The following is a 14,280-nucleotide window of genomic DNA, read 5'->3' as shown; positions in this document are numbered from 1 at the left end:
TTCGGCCTGCATGATCAGGAGACGCGGAAACCGTCTCCCGGTTGCTCGCGGACACCGGCCGGATCAGAGCCGGGGCTGCCGCAGCGAGAGAGTCATCGCCTCGACGGCCATCTGCGGGTTGACGTTGGCGGCCAGCCGCTCACGACAGCGCATGATCGCGTCGATCCTGAGCAGGGTGTCCTCCGGGGTGGAGGAGCGGGCCAGGCCTTCCAGATCGGCCCGGCGGTCCTCGTTGGCCAGCTCCACCGGCGCGCCGAACTGCATGGCCAGCACATCGCGGTAGAACGCCACCAGGTCGAGCAGCGCCGCGTCGATGACGTCGCGCTTGGTACGGGTGGCCCGGGACTTCTGCCGGTCCTCCAGATCCTTCAGCGCCCCGGCCCCGCCCCGGATGAGGCCTCTGTTGAGGCCCTTGCCGGAGGACCCCTCGCCGTAGATCTTGCGCAGCTCGGAGATCTCCGACTCGTTCAGCACCGAGGTGACCGCGGCGGCCTCCTCCTCGGCGGTCTTCACCAGCCGCTCGGCGGCCGTCACGCACTCTCCCACCCCGGTGAGCGCCCGGGGGATGGACAGCACCGCGTCGCGGCGCTTGCGCGCTTCCTCGTCCAGCGCCAGCCTGCGGGCCCGTTCGATGTGCCCCTGGGCGGCCCTGGCGGCGAACTCCGCCATCGCCAGGGGCACGTTCTCCCGGGTGGCCAGCACGTGGGCGACCGCGGCGGCGGGTGGCGTGACCAGCGTGACCAGACGGCAGCGGGACCTGATGGTGATCATCATGTCGTCCGGGGAGGGCGCGCAGAGCAGCCAGACGGTCCTCGGCGGCGGCTCCTCGATCGCCTTGAGCAGCGCGTTGGAGGCCCCCTCGGTGGCGCGGTCGGCGTCTTCGAACAGCACGATGCGCCAGCGGCCCAGGGTCGGTGCCCCGGCCGCACGGAGGATGAGCTGGCGGGTGTCCTTGATGCCGTAGGAGAGTCCCTGCGGCCGGACGATCTCCAGGTCGGGATGGGAGCCGATCGCCACCTGATGGCACATGTCGCAGTGACCGCACCCCTGGTCCGGGCAGAACAGCGCGGCGGCGAACGCCCGCGCGGCCTCCTCCCTGCCGGAACCGGGCGGTCCGGTGAACAGCCACGAGTGGGTCATCCCGGCCCCGCGCCCGCCGGCCAGGAGCTCGGCGCCGGCCGCCGCGGCCCGGCGGAGCGTTACGGCCGCCCGTTCCTGCCCCACAAGGTCATCGAAGACTCCCACGCCCTCAACCTACCGCCGGTGTCAGTCGCGGATGACGGGGATGGTCCCGGTGGCGTCCTCCGACTCCTGCGGCACCGGGTCGGGCAGCACCTCGCGGACCCGGTCATGGATGAGCAGGGAGATCTGCTCCTGGGTGAGGGTCCCGTCGACGACCAGGTAGCGCTCCGGGGCGGCGGCGGCCAGCGAACGGAACTCGCGGCGCACCCGCTCGTGGAACTCCAGCGGCTCGGACTCGATCCGGTCGGCCGCCCCGCCCAGCCGGGTCAGGCCGACCGACGGCGGGGTGTCGATGAGCACGGTCAGGTCGGGCACGAGCGCGCCGGTGGCCCAGTCGTTGATCTTTGCCACGTCGGCCGGTTCCAGGGCCCGGCCGGCGCCCTGGTAGGCGAGCGAGGAATCCACATAGCGGTCGGAGATCACCATCGATCCCCGGTAGAGCGCCGGGCGGATGACCTTCTCCACGTGCTCGGCCCGGTCGGCCGCGTACAGCAGCGCCTCCGAACGCGCCGACAGCCCCTGGTGCACCGCGTCCAGCAGGATCGCGCGCAGCCGCATGCCCACCTTGGTCGAGCCGGGCTCCCGAGTCTGCACGACGTCGAAGCCCTGGTCCCGCAGCCAGATCGCGAGCAGCCTGGACTGGGTGGTCTTACCCGACCCCTCGCCGCCCTCGAACGCGATGAACATCCCACGCGGCTGCTCGGGCTCCTCGGGCGCGAATCGCTCGCCGCGCACCGCCGCGATCAGGTCGGCGACGATCGAGACGCCCCTGCGGTCGTCCATGTGCCGCAGCGCGAGGAAGCCGACGATCATCGCGAGCAGCCCGCCGACCAGCAGCACCAGGTTCGATCCGTCGAACTGGTAGACCGTCTCCCCGCGGACCTTGATCTCGTTCTTGCCGAACAGGCCGGCCAGCGTCGGCGCGACAGCGACCACCAGCAGCAAGGTGACCCGGGCGAGCGACTGCAGGAAGGAGAACGTACGGCCGCGCAGGCTGTCTTCCACCTCCAGCCCGATCATGGTATAGCCGATGATCCAGGCGATCCCGGCGCACGCCCCGAGCACCACGGTGAGCATGACGACGATCACCAGGTTGTGGACGAGCGCGATCGCGGCGAGCACCAGCCCGGCCAGGATGATCGACAACCCGAACAGCCGGCGCCGCGACAACTCCCGCATCAGCCTGGGCCCGAAGAACATGCCGAAGGCCATGCCGACGAAGACCGCCCCGAACACCACGCCGTAGGCCGCGTCGCCGCCTCCCAGCGCCCCCACGTAGATCTTGGCCACGCCGACCACCGCGCCGCCGGCGGCGAACGCGCCGAGCATGCCGATGACCAGGCCACGGATCAGCCGGTTCGCGCCGACGAAGCGCCAGCCCTCGACGATCTGCCGCAACACGGAGGGGGTGGAGATCGCGGTGGTCGTCGCGCTGGTCGTCGAGATGTCCTTGAGCGTGAAGATGATGGCGGCCGACACCAGGTACGCGAGAGCGTTGATGAACAGCGCCAGGTAGGTGTCGCGGGTGGCGAGGAACGGGATGAAGTTACTCAGGGCGTCGTCGGCGATCGACAGCACCGCGAACAGCAGCGCGGCCACCGGGGCGGTGCCGTACGTGACCAGCAGGTTGAGCTGGTTGGCCTCCTCCAGCCGCTCCTTGGGCACCAGGTTGGGCACCGTGGCGTCCTTGGCCGGGACCCAGAAGAGGTTGACGCACTCGACCAGGAACGTGGCGATGATCACCCACTGGTAGCTGCCGATCAGCGGGATCGACAGGACCAGCGCGAAACGCAGCAGGTCGCAGAAGAACATCGTCAGCCGGCGGTCGAACCGGTCGGCGAACGCGCCCGCGAGGGGGCCCAGCAGGATGGCCGGAAGCATCTTCGCGACGAAGACGCCGCCGATGGCCAGGCTCTGGGTCTTGTAACCCGATCCGCTGGTGAGGTTTCCGGCGAGCGCGGTCAGCGCGATGATGTTCAGCCAGTCTCCGAGGCTGCACACCGACATGGCCGTCCACAACTTGCGGAACGGGGCATTGGCCAGCACATGGGGGGGCTTGCGGCGCGCGGTGTTCCGGCCAGGGGTGGTCATAATGTCAGCGTATCCAGGTGCTCGCTGGGCTGGGGAAAACATGCGCCGGGCGGATATGCCCGGCTGCTCGTCGCATGAGGGTAATACGTCCCGCCCGTTCCCCGCAGGGAGCATCCGTGAAAAGAAGGCCTCGGCGCCCTGTTTCCGGAGTCTGTGACCGGGTCGCGAGCTTCTAGCCGCGAAGCTCCAGAAGGGTGATCTCGGGTGGGGCGCCGACCCGGACGGGCGGTCCCCAGAAGCCCGCGCCCCGGGTGACGTAGACCTGGGTGCCGTCCACCTCGCCGAGACCGGAGACGACCGGCTGCTGCAGCGGGACGATCAGATTGAAGGGAACCATCTGACCACCGTGGGTGTGACCGGACAGCTGAAGGTCGACGCCGTACTCGGCCGCCCGGAAAGCCTGGACCGGCTGGTGGGCGAGGAGGACCGCGGAGCGGGAACGATCCCGGCCACCGAGCGCCCGCTCGTGGTCGGCGGTGCCGCCGGTGACGTCGTCGACTCCCGCGAGGTCCAGTACGGCCCCCGCGTGGGCGATCTCGACGCGCTCGTTCCGGAGCGGGCGGACGCCGAGGTGGCGGAGCTCCTCGATCCACTCGTCGGGGCCGTTGGCGGTGTAGTACTCGTGGTTGCCGGTGACGAAGTAGGCGCCGTAGCGGGATTCGAGACTCCGCAGCGGCCTGGCCAGCGGGCCGAGCTCGGCCACCGTACCGTCGACCAGGTCGCCGACGATGGCGACCACGTCGGCCTGGAGCGAGTTGACCAGGCGGACGATGCGCTCGGTGTGCGCCGGGCCGGTGAGCGGGCCGAGGTGGATGTCGCTGACCACGGCGAAACGCAGGCCGCTCAGGCGCGGGTCCAGCCGGGGCAGCGTGACCGGGACCCGCTCGATCACCGGGTCACCGAGGGCGGTCCTGACTCCGGATCCGACGGTGACCAGTGCTCCCGCCCCTGCGACGGCGGCGGCCGTACGGGCGATGAAAAGCCGGCGGCCGATGTCCGCCGATCCGCTCGCGGCCCGGGCGGGAGCGTCTCCGGAAGCAGTGCCGCCGGAGACGGCGGCGTGCTCGGAGACCACGACATGCCCGGAGACGGCGGCGTGTTCGGAAGCGATGGTGTGCCCGGAGGCGGCGCTGTCGGAGGCGGCGCCCTCAGACGCCACGCTCCCGGGGACGGCGTCCCCGAAGACCGCGTCCCCGGCCGCAGGGGTGGCCGTCAGGGCGGGCTCGGAGACCGGAGCGACCCGGGGATCGCCGGTCTCGCGCCGGTCGGCCGTACGCCGGGCCAGGCGAGTGGCGGCGCGACGGCGATCGGAACGGCGCAGGGCCAGCAGGGCCAGGGCGCGGGGAATCTCCAGCAGCACCAGGAACACGACCAGGTAGAACATCACCGCGATCCAGAAGAACCCCGGCCAGGCCAGGACGTGACCCCAGTGGCTCCGGGAGGCGATGAGCGTCAGCGGGGCGAGCACCCCCAGACCGGCCATGACCCAGGTCAGCGCCCGGCGGGTCCGCCCCTCGGCCGTGGTGGCCCGGACCAGGCGGCGCCAGAGGTAGTAATGGACCAGCGCCACCACGCCCACGACCAGTGACACGAAGCCCACGACCGTCACCGCTCACTCTCTCCCACGCCAAGCCCGCCCGCCGTACCCGGCGCGTTCCAAAGAACGCCCGGGACGGCGAATGCGTTCCCCGACCCGTCAGGCCTTGGCCTTCACCTTGGCACGGCCGTCAGGCCTTGGCCTTCACCTTGGCACGGCCGTCAGGCCTTGGCCTTCACCTTGGCACGGCCGTCAGGCCTTGGCCTTCACCTTGGCACGGCCGTCAGGCCTTGGCCTTCGCCTTGGCGCGGGTGGGGCGCTTGGGCGCCGGGCCGCGGGCGCGGCGGTCGGCGAGGAGCTCGGCGGCGCGTTCGGTGGTGATCTGCTCGACCTCGTCGCCCTTGCGCAGGGAGGCGTTGGTCTCGCCGTCGGTCACGTAGGGCCCGAAGCGGCCCTCCTTCACCACGATCGGCTTCTTGGACACGGGGTCCTCGCCGAGCTCGCGCAGCGGAGGCGCCGCGGCGGCGCGCCTGCCCCGGGCCTTGGGCTGGGCGAACAGCTCCGTGGCCTGCTCCAGGGTGACCGTGAACATCTCCTCCTCGGACGCCAGCGAGCGCGAGTCGGTGCCCTTCTTCACGTAGGGCCCGAACTTGCCGTTCTGCGCCGTGACCTCCTGGCCGTCGATCTCCCCGATCTTCCTGGGCAGCGACAGCAGCCTCAGCGCGTCGTCCAGGGTGATGGTGTCCAGGGACATCGACTTCAGCAGCGAACCCGTGCGCGGCTTCGGCGCGTCGGCCTTCTTGGTCTTCTTCTTCCCCTCGGCCGGCGGCTCCTCGGGGAGGATCTCGGTCACGTAGGGGCCGTAACGGCCGTCCTTGGCCACGATCAGGTGACCGGTGACCGGGTCCTTGCCCAGCTCGCGGTCGCCCGTCGGGCGGGAGAACAGCTCCTCGGCCATCTCGGCGGTGAGCTCGTCCGGCGCCAGGTCCTCGGGAACGTTCACCCGGGCGCCCTCACGATCCAGGTACGGGCCGTAACGCCCCACCCGGATCATGATGTCGGTGCCCCGGATCGGGAAGGAGCTGATCTCCTTGGCGTCGATCTCGCCAAGGTCGGTCACCAGCTCCTTCAGGCCCTCGTCGCCCTCCTCGCCGTAGTAGAAACGGCGTAGCTCGGGCACCCGCTCGGCGCGGTCGTTGGCGATGTCGTCGAGGACCTTCTCCATGTCGGCGGTGAAGTCGTAGTCGACGAGGTGGCCGAAGTGCTGCTCCAGCAGGTTGACCACCGCGAACGCCAGGAAGGACGGCACCAGGGCCGTGCCCTTCTTGAACACGTAGCCGCGGTCCAGGATCGTTCCGATGATCGACGCGTAGGTCGAGGGACGGCCGATCTCCCGGTCCTCCAGCTCCTTGATGAGCGAGGCCTCGGTGTAGCGCGCGGGCGGCTTGGTGGCGTGCGCCAGCACGTTGAGCTGGGCCGCGGTGAGGCGGTCGCCCTCGTCCAGGTTGGGCAGCCGCTTCTCGGAGTCGTCGCGGTCGGTGGACGGGTCGTCCGCGCCCTCGACGTAGGCCTTGAGGAAGCCGTGGAAGGTGATCGTCCGGCCGGTGGCGCCGAACTCGACGCGCTCGCCGGAGCTGGAGGCGCCGCCCACCTTGACGGTGACCGACTCGCCGACCGCGTCCTTCATCTGGGAGGCGACGGTCCGCTGCCAGATCAGCTCGTACAGCCGGAACATGTCGCCGCTCAGCCCGGTCTCGCCCGGCGTGCGGAACTCCTCGCCCGAGGGGCGGATCGCCTCGTGCGCCTCCTGCGCGTTCTTCACCTTGCTGGCGTAGACACGCGGCTTGTCGGGCACGTACGCGGCGCCGTACAGCTTGATGGCCTGGCTGCGCGCGGCGGCGATGGCGGTCTCCGACAGCGTGATGCTGTCGGTTCGCATGTAGGTGATGAAGCCGTTCTCGTAGAGGCGCTGGGCGACCTGCATGGTCGACTTCGCGGAGAAGCCCAGCTTCCGGCTGGCCTCCTGCTGCAGCGTGGTCGTCCGGAACGGCGCGTACGGCTTGCGGGTGTACGGCTTGCGCTCGACCGAGTTGACCTTGTAGGCCGTGCCGCTCAGCCGCCCGGCCAGCGCCCGCGCGGCCTGCTCGTCCAGGTGGACCACGTCGGCGCCCTTGAGCGTGCCGTTGCTCGCGAAGTCACGCCCCTGGGCGACGCGCTTGCCGTCCACACCGATCAGCGTGGCGCTGAACTCGTGCGGGATCTCGTCCCGGCCGGTGTCGAACAGCGCCTGCAGGTCCCAGTAGCTCGCGCTGGTGAACGCCAGGCGCTCGCGCTCGCGCTCCACCACCAGCCGGGTCGCCACGGACTGCACGCGACCGGCGGACAGGCGAGGCTTGACCTTCTTCCACAGGACCGGGCTGACCTCGTAGCCGTAGAGGCGGTCGAGGATGCGCCGGGTCTCCTGGGCGTCGACCAACCGCAGGTTCAGGGCACGCGGGTTGGCCACCGCCTCCTGGATCGCCCTTGGGGTGATCTCGTGGAACACCATACGGTGGACCGGCACCTTGGGGTTGAGCACCTCGCGGAGGTGCCAGGCGATCGCCTCCCCCTCCCGGTCCTCGTCGGTGGCGAGATAGAGCTCATCGGCATCCTTGAGCAGCTGCTTGAGCTTGCTCACCTGTGCCTTCTTGTCGTGGTTGACCACGTAGAGCGGCTCGAACTCGCTGTCGACGTTGACACCCAGGCGGGCCCAGGTCTCACCCTTGTACTTCTCCGGGATGTCGTCGGCCTTCTCGGGGAGGTCGCGAATATGCCCGATGCTGGACTCCACGACGTAGCCGCGGCCGAGGTACCCAGCGATGGTCTTCGCCTTGGAAGGCGACTCGACGATCACCAGGCGGGTTCCGCCGGCGTTGCCGTTCTTGGCTGGCACGCTGCTTCCTACCTCGCTGTTCGCATTGGTTCCCCGTTTTCTTCCCTCTCGGGTTACCCGATCTGGATCGGGCACACTCCAAGGAAAGCCGCAAGGACGCACAATAAAGCCCTATGAGTGCCGACGTCCCCCAGCCCACCCTCGGAGACTAATCGCTGTGCTCGACTACTCCTACTTGGTTCTCCATCTTCCGCGTGGCACCTCCAGAGACACCGCCCGGCAGATTCTCACCGAACACGCAGAATACGGCGACTGGGAACTCGACCGCCTGAGACTGTATCCCGACGGCCGCCGGGACGTCCGATTGCGTCGCAAGATCATACGTGTGACCAGGACGATGTGATGTTGAGCACGGCTTTCGGGCCCCGGACATGGCTTTGCCCGTCCCGGGCCGCGCCCCCGGAACGGGCAAAGCTTCTCTGCCCCACCGGGCGAGGGAGGACACGGCTCGGAGGCCGCGGCTTCCCTCGCCACCGGCGAAGCGTCTGTGCGTCTCCCTCGATGGATTCGAGGGGACATGGCTGAAGGGTTACTGCTGTCTTACTTCTTGCCGAAACGGATGCGGCGGGTGGTCGCGAAGAGCGCGGCCGAGGCGGCGGCCATCGCGCCGAACAGCAGGGCGAACAGCGAACCGGAGTTCATTCCGGTCACCCCGGCCGGCTGAGCGGCGCTCATCAGGCCGAGGTCGCCGACGGGCAGCGCGCCGCCGATCGGGGTGGAGGAGACCAGCCCGGTCACCGGGGCGAGCGGCGAGCCGCTCGTGCGCCGCGCGTCCTGAGCGGTCGTCCGGGCGCCGGGCACGACCGGGAGCTCGGGCAGGCCGGCCATGCCCTGGACCTCGTCGACCAGGGGAAGCCGCGGCAGGCCGGAGCCATGCGCCTGGCCCACCTTGTCGCTCCCGACACCGCTGAGAGCCGGGACGACGGGGAGGGCGGGAACCAGGCCACCGCCGTTCCGGTTGCCGGCCATCCGGGTCCAGTGGCCGTAGCCGTGCTGCCCACCGTGCCCGCCAGGCCCGCCGACGCGGGAGCCTCCCAGGCATCCTGCCGCGGCGTCGCCCAGGACGGCGACGGCGTTGCCGCAGACGTTGATCGGAGCGGTGATCGGCGCCACCACCTGGTTACCGGCCAGCACCCCGGAACGACCCGAAGTGGTGTTGCCGCCCGCGCCCCGGCCGCCGTTCTTGACCGAGACACCACCCCTGCAACCGGCGAAGGCCTTACCGGCGAGCGCGACGGCGTTGCCGCAGACGTTGATCGGAGCAGTGATCGGCGCCACCACCTGGTTACCGGCCAGCACCCCGGAACGACCCGAAGTGGTGTTGCCGCCCGCGCCCCGGCCTGCCTCGGCCCGGTCGAGGGAGATGCCGCCCTTGCAGCCGGCCGAGGCGTTGCCGACCGCGTTGCCACAGACGTTGACGGGCAGGCTGATCGGCGCGATCACCTGGTTGCCGCTGCCGGCGCCGAAGCGGCCGTCGGTGTCGTTGCCGTTCGAGCCGGGACGCCAGCCGCCGTGCCCGCCCGGGTAGCCGGGCTTACCGGGGCGCCCCGGCTTGCCGGACCTGCCGTGGTCGGTCACCTCGGCGCCGCCCTTGCACCCGGCGAAGGCCTTGCCGAGGACGGCGACGGCGTTGCCGCAGATGTTGATGGGAGCGGTGATCGGCGCGTTGACCTGGTTACCGCCGAGCACGGACGACCTGCCCGAGGTCCTGTTGCCGCCGGTCGCGCCCTTACCGGTGTTCTTGACGGCCGCGCCGCCCTTGCAGCCCGCGACGGCGTCGCCGAAGATCGCGACCGCGTTGCCGCAGGCGTTGATGGGAGCGGTGATCGGTACGTTGACCTGGTTACCGCCCAGGACGCTGTGGTCGCCGTTCGTACGGTTGCCGCCGCCGCCGGCCTTACCGGTGTTCTTGACGGCCGCGCCGCCCTTGCAGCCCGCCTCGGAGCCGCCGAAGATCGCGACCGCGTTGCCGCAGGCGTTGATGGGAGCGGCGATCGGCGCGTTGACCTGGTTACCGCCCAGGACGCTGCCCCTGCCGGAGGTCTCACCGGGGATGGTGCCGCCACCGGCGTTCTCGACGGAGGCGCCCCCCGTGGAGGCCGCGTCCGACTCACCGGCCACGGCGGCGGAGTTGCCGCTGATGTCGATCGGCAGGGTGATCGGGACGTTGACCTGGTTGCCACCGCCGATCGAGTGGTCGCCGGAGGTGTCCGCGAAAGCCGTGCCGCTGCCGAGGGTCATGACACCCAGGGCGAGCAGTGCGGCGGGAGTCGTGCCCTTAACCCACGTACGCATGATTGATGCTCCTTGCGGTTCTTGGGGGGATACCTGACATCTCGTGCTCGACGTGCGGAGGCATGCGAGATCTCGACGGAGGCCCGCACAGCGGAAGCCCGACGGCCGTCACGAGGGATGGAAGTTGCTCACCGTCATGAACGGAGCGGCTCCCCTTGGAGATGGGGACTAAAGGCACGCTCCGCGACCGGCGGGCTCGACTGGAGAAACGAGGGCCGGTCTACGAGACGGAGTCAGTCAGGAGAGAAGGAAGGGTCGTCCGCCGCTGTGCGGACGACGGGGGGAAGCACGCACGCCAGCGGGGCGCGCTGCGCCATCAGCCGCGGGTCGTAGACGAACCGCGCGACGTCCCCCATGCACGGCCCGGAGAGGCCGGATCCACCACCGGTCTGGGGCACCAATCCGTCGGCGCCAGAACTGTGGTCAACGGTGGCGGGTGCCGGGGACAACGGCTTCGACTGGCTGGTGAGCCCGTCTACACCTCGCCCGGCCATGGCTTCGGCGTTTCCTGTCGCCGATAGCCCGCCGCTGTCCGTGGGGAAGTCCTCGGCCTGGAGAGCCGATCCGGAAGCGGCTGAGTCGGGGGCGTCGGAGCGGGCCACTCCCGTCGCCGCGGTGGTGTCCGCGGCCGCCGGAGCGGCGGCAAGGAGCCCGAAGACGACCGCGAGCAGCCATCCGGCGGCCAGCAGGCCGCCGATCGCGAAGACTCGCCTGACGATCTGCCAGGTGCCGGCCGCGAACCGCGCCATCCGGTCAGCCCGGGCGAAGATCGCGTCGTCAGCGGAAACGGCCACGGGCACGCGCCGAGCAGCGGGCGACGTCGCCCTCCACTGCCCATGCGGCATGCGCGCCACGTGACCTCCCCAAAGCTCCCGGTCGGGTTCGTTTTCGCACAACCCGATCCCTCAACGGAGAGTTACGTTAGCACTACGCGGGGTCAGCGCAACGGTTTTCCGGGGAACACGTCAGCAACCGTCCAGGAAGCGGTCAAGCACCCGAACACCGAACCGGAGCGAATCCACCGGCACTCGCTCGTCCACCCCATGGAACATCCCCGAGAAATCCAAATCCGCGGGAAGCCTCAACGGCGCGAACCCGAAGCCACGCATGCCCAGCCGGCTGAACGCCTTCAGGTCCGTGCCGCCCGACAGGGTGTACGGCACAGCGAGCGCGCCCGGGTCCTCGGCCAGGAGCGCGTCGGCCATCGCCCGCACCAGCGGACCGTCGAACCCGGTCTCAAGGGCGATGTCGTGATAGACGAACTCCCTGGTCACGTTGGGGCCGAGCAGCTCGTCGAGGGTCTGGAAGAACTCGTCCTCGTAACCGGGCAGGAAACGGCCGTCCACGTGCGCGACGGCGGTCTGCGGGATCACGTTGGCCTTGTAGCCGCCCTCCAGCATGGTGGGGTTGGCGGTGTTGCGCAGCGTGGCGCCGATCATCCGGGCCAGCGGCCCGAGCCTGGCCACGGTCGCCTCGGCGTCGTCCAGGTCGAGTTCGAGCTCCAGCGCCCGGGAGGTTTCGGTGAGGAAGGTCCTGACCGTCTGCGTGAGCCGTACCGGCCACTCGTAGCGCCCGATCCGGCCGACCGCCTCGGCCAGCTCGGTGATGGCGTTCTCGCCGTTGAGCATGGAGCCGTGCCCGGCCCGGCCGGTGGCGGTCAGCCGCATCCAGGCGATGCCCTTCTCGGCCGCCTCGATGAGATAGAGCCTGCGGGCCTCGTCGATCGAGACGCTGAACCCGCCGACCTCGCCGATCGCCTCGGCGCACCCGTCGAACAGATCCTTGTGCTCGGCGGCCAGCCACTGCGCGCCGTACGCGCCGCCCGCCTCCTCGTCGGCGGTGAACGCCAGCACCACGTCCCGCGGCGGCCGGCGGCCTTCGCTGAGCCGCTGCCGCACGACCGCGAGGATCATCGCGTCCATGTTCTTCATGTCGACCGCGCCGCGCCCCCAGACACACCCGTCTGCGACCTCCCCGCTGAGCGGGTGGTGGGTCCAGTCACCGGCGTCGAAGGGGACCACGTCGAGATGCCCGTGCAGCAGCAGCGCGTCGCGGGAGGAGTCCTCCCCGGCGATGCGGGCGATCACGTTCGCCCGGCGGCTGTCCGACTCGAGGATCTGCGGCTCAAGACCGACCTCGGCCAGCTTCCCTGCCACATACTCGGCGGCGGCCCGCTCACCGGGGCCAGAGTTGTCACCCGCATTCGTCGAGTCGATCCGAATCAGGTCACGGCACAGCTCCGCGACCTCGTCCTCACCATTGAGCGCGGTCATGTCGACTCCTTCGGTTTGTACGGCCTGCGCCTCCCATCCTGCCCGCCGCCGCAGGGGTTTGCGGGCATCCCCTCGGGGCCTGCTCGCATACCGATATGACGCAAGCTCAAGAGTTTGCTAACCTGATTCCGCCGACGAGGGATGACGGTCCCGCGTGCAGGCACCAAGTCCGGGTGGCGGAATAGGCAGACGCGCTAGCTTGAGGTGCTAGTGCCCTTTGCGGGGCATGGGGGTTCAAGTCCCCCCTCGGACACAAACCGGTGGCCTATGGGGTCCTGGTCACGTGCAGACGTGACCAGGACTTTCTGTTTTGACGGGTGGTAGATCAGCCGCAGTCCGATGTTCGTGTAGATCTTGGCCTTCCGGATCGGGTCAGCATTCGAGAAAACTCGCACCATGTCTCCAAGCCTGTGCGTGATCTCCGCCAGCTCATCACGCCCCAGCCGCCTCTGAGGCAGTACGTGCGCGCGGCCGAGACGTTGCTCGGCCGCGGTCTTGCGGACAAGCTCTTCCTGAATCCATCCAGCAACGAGCGCCGGGTCGGCGCCCGCCTCAAGGGCAGCCCGATGCTGGGCGAGCTTGCGGTCGCACTCGGTGATCTGGCGGCGTACCACAGCGAGTGCTTGGGCCTCGGGCGGTGTCACGTCCTGTGCGGCCGCTAGAACGTCGAGAGTCTGGTCAACGTTGTGGGGCGCGAACAGCCGGCCGAGCCAGCGGTCCAGTCGCGGGACTACGCGGTCCTCTCGTAGGTAGACGTTGCGGGGATGCATGAGGTGGTTGGCCAAGGCGTACTCCTCGGGGAAGCGGCAGCGGTAGTAGGCCGCGTCGTTGACCCATTGGCCCTGCATTCTGCGGTCGCAGACACCGCAGTACAGCAGCCCCCGGAGCTGGTACGGCTTGGGGGTGCGCTTGCGGGTCTTGTCGGTGTGGCGATCGCCTCGCCCCGTCAGCGTCATCTGCACGGCGTCGAAGTCCTCCGTGGACACGATCGGCGGGTGAACGACTGTCTTCGACCAGACCCAGTCCTGCTTGGAGTTCCACCTGAGCTTCGTGGTGTGGCCCAGGCCGACGTCGTCCACATCGATGAGGACCTCGTCTTTACGCTGACGGTTCCACACCTGGTGGCCGGTGTAGCGGGGATTGGTCAAGATGGCGCGCACCGCGCTCTTGGACCAGGCGATGCCGGAGCGGTGACGGTTCCGGCCCGGGTCGTGAGCTGATGGGCTGGGAATCCCGTTGCGGGTCAGTCTCTCGGCAATGGCGAACAGGCCGTAGCCATCGAGGAAGACCGCGAAGATCTCTTCCACCACGGGCACGGCGACGGGATCAAGCTCCAGCCGGTGAGCACGCTTGCCGTCGGCCGCCTTGGCCGGGTTGGGGTGTGGGCCCGCGTCGGCCAGCCGGTAGCCATAAGGCGGCCGACCCCCCAGAAAGCGGCCTTCCATCTGGGCTTGGGCTGACATGGCGCTGCGCACGCGGATCTTGATGCGGTTGCGCTCGCCTTTGCTCATACCGCCGAACACACTCATGACCAGGTCATGAGCCTCGTTGTTCGGGTCGATCGGGCCGCCCACCTCGGGCACCCAGAGCGGAACCCTGAAGTGCTCGAAGACGGGAAAGGTCAGGCCGTACTGGTTGCCGTAGAAGGCTCGTTGCGGCTCACCGATCACCACCGCGTCGAAGCCGCGGTCGGGGTTGCGTAATTCGGCGAGCAGCGCCGCCGCGTGCGGGCGGCGCTGCCAGGGGATCGAGCGGGACTTGTCGACGTCGAAGAACTCGGTGACGATCATGCCCCCGCGCGACTCGATGAGCGCGCGGGAGCGGGTGATCTGCCAGCCTCGCGAGGACTGGGGATCCTGCTTGTCCTCGGTGGAGACCCGGCCGTAGAAGGCGAAGCGGATGGTGTTCAT

Annotated in this window: 9 protein-coding genes, 1 tRNA gene and 1 pseudogene; 3 read left to right on the top strand and 8 right to left on the bottom strand. The window is 69.6% G+C overall.

Annotated features, from left to right (window positions below; all coding sequences use genetic code 11):
- Nucleotides 1–63: 63 nt before the first annotated feature.
- From ACQPYK_RS01655 to topA, 4 genes are all read right to left on the bottom strand, one after another.
- Nucleotides 64–1,245 carry a DNA polymerase III subunit delta' gene (locus ACQPYK_RS01655; RefSeq protein WP_433249049.1) on the bottom strand — a complete coding sequence of 394 codons (1,182 nt, stop codon included), beginning with the start codon at nucleotides 1,243–1,245 and terminating at the stop codon, nucleotides 64–66.
- A gap of 21 nt (nucleotides 1,246–1,266) precedes the next feature.
- Nucleotides 1,267–3,333, bottom strand: a complete 2,067-nt coding sequence (gene tmk / locus ACQPYK_RS01650; RefSeq protein WP_433249046.1) for a dTMP kinase — start codon at nucleotides 3,331–3,333, stop codon at nucleotides 1,267–1,269.
- 172 nt (nucleotides 3,334–3,505) lie between these two features.
- Nucleotides 3,506–4,942 (bottom strand): metallophosphoesterase, encoded by a 1,437-nt coding sequence (locus tag ACQPYK_RS01645; protein ID WP_433249043.1) that lies wholly within the window; start codon nucleotides 4,940–4,942, stop codon nucleotides 3,506–3,508.
- Nucleotides 4,943–5,153: 211 nt separating this feature from the next.
- On the bottom strand, nucleotides 5,154–7,802 hold the full coding sequence (gene topA / locus ACQPYK_RS01640; RefSeq protein ID WP_433249040.1) for a type I DNA topoisomerase: 2,649 nt from the start codon (nucleotides 7,800–7,802) through the stop codon (nucleotides 5,154–5,156).
- Between topA and ACQPYK_RS01635 the strand changes: the two genes are divergently transcribed.
- Nucleotides 7,729–8,145: a DUF5703 family protein gene (locus ACQPYK_RS01635; protein WP_433249037.1), complete on the top strand. Its 417-nt coding sequence runs from the start codon at nucleotides 7,729–7,731 to the stop codon at nucleotides 8,143–8,145. The genes topA and ACQPYK_RS01635 overlap by 74 nt on opposite strands.
- 197 nt (nucleotides 8,146–8,342) lie before the next feature.
- On the opposite strand, the gene ACQPYK_RS01630 is transcribed toward ACQPYK_RS01635, so the two are convergent.
- From ACQPYK_RS01630 to ACQPYK_RS01620, 3 genes are all read right to left on the bottom strand, one after another.
- On the bottom strand, nucleotides 8,343–10,097 hold the full coding sequence (locus ACQPYK_RS01630) for a chaplin family protein (RefSeq protein ID WP_433249034.1): 1,755 nt from the start codon (nucleotides 10,095–10,097) through the stop codon (nucleotides 8,343–8,345).
- A 233-nt stretch (nucleotides 10,098–10,330) separates the two neighbouring features.
- Complete coding sequence (locus ACQPYK_RS01625; RefSeq protein WP_433249031.1) at nucleotides 10,331–10,891, bottom strand: hypothetical protein; 561 nt, start codon at nucleotides 10,889–10,891, stop codon at nucleotides 10,331–10,333.
- Nucleotides 10,892–11,062: 171 nt separating this feature from the next.
- Nucleotides 11,063–12,370 carry a M20/M25/M40 family metallo-hydrolase gene (locus ACQPYK_RS01620; protein WP_433249028.1) on the bottom strand — a complete coding sequence of 436 codons (1,308 nt, stop codon included), beginning with the start codon at nucleotides 12,368–12,370 and terminating at the stop codon, nucleotides 11,063–11,065.
- 167 nt (nucleotides 12,371–12,537) lie between these two features.
- Between ACQPYK_RS01620 and ACQPYK_RS01615 the strand changes: the two genes are divergently transcribed.
- Nucleotides 12,538–12,623, top strand: a tRNA-Leu gene (locus ACQPYK_RS01615).
- Between the two features lie 157 nt (nucleotides 12,624–12,780).
- Nucleotides 12,781–13,032 carry a hypothetical protein gene (locus ACQPYK_RS01610; RefSeq protein WP_433249025.1) on the top strand — a complete coding sequence of 84 codons (252 nt, stop codon included), beginning with the start codon at nucleotides 12,781–12,783 and terminating at the stop codon, nucleotides 13,030–13,032.
- Nucleotides 13,033–13,167: 135 nt separating this feature from the next.
- Here the strand turns inward: ACQPYK_RS01610 and ACQPYK_RS01605 are convergent.
- A pseudogene (locus tag ACQPYK_RS01605) lies at nucleotides 13,168–14,280 on the bottom strand (recombinase family protein); the annotation flags it as partial.

Origin of the sequence: Streptosporangium sp. CA-135522 (genome assembly GCF_050949235.1) — a bacterium.
GTDB lineage: Bacteria > Actinomycetota > Actinomycetes > Streptosporangiales > Streptosporangiaceae > Streptosporangium.
Note: the sequence above shows the minus strand (reverse complement) of the source record. Positions and strands in the feature narration are given on the sequence as shown.

Coding starts and splice junctions, on each gene's coding strand:
- tmk (WP_433249046.1), bottom strand. CDS start 3,333: ATGACCACCCCTGGCCGGAACACCGCGCGCCGCAAGCCCCCCCATGTG.
- ACQPYK_RS01635 (WP_433249037.1), top strand. CDS start 7,729: ATGGTCTTCGCCTTGGAAGGCGACTCGACGATCACCAGGCGGGTTCCG.
- ACQPYK_RS01630 (WP_433249034.1), bottom strand. CDS start 10,097: ATGCGTACGTGGGTTAAGGGCACGACTCCCGCCGCACTGCTCGCCCTG.
- ACQPYK_RS01620 (WP_433249028.1), bottom strand. CDS start 12,370: ATGACCGCGCTCAATGGTGAGGACGAGGTCGCGGAGCTGTGCCGTGAC.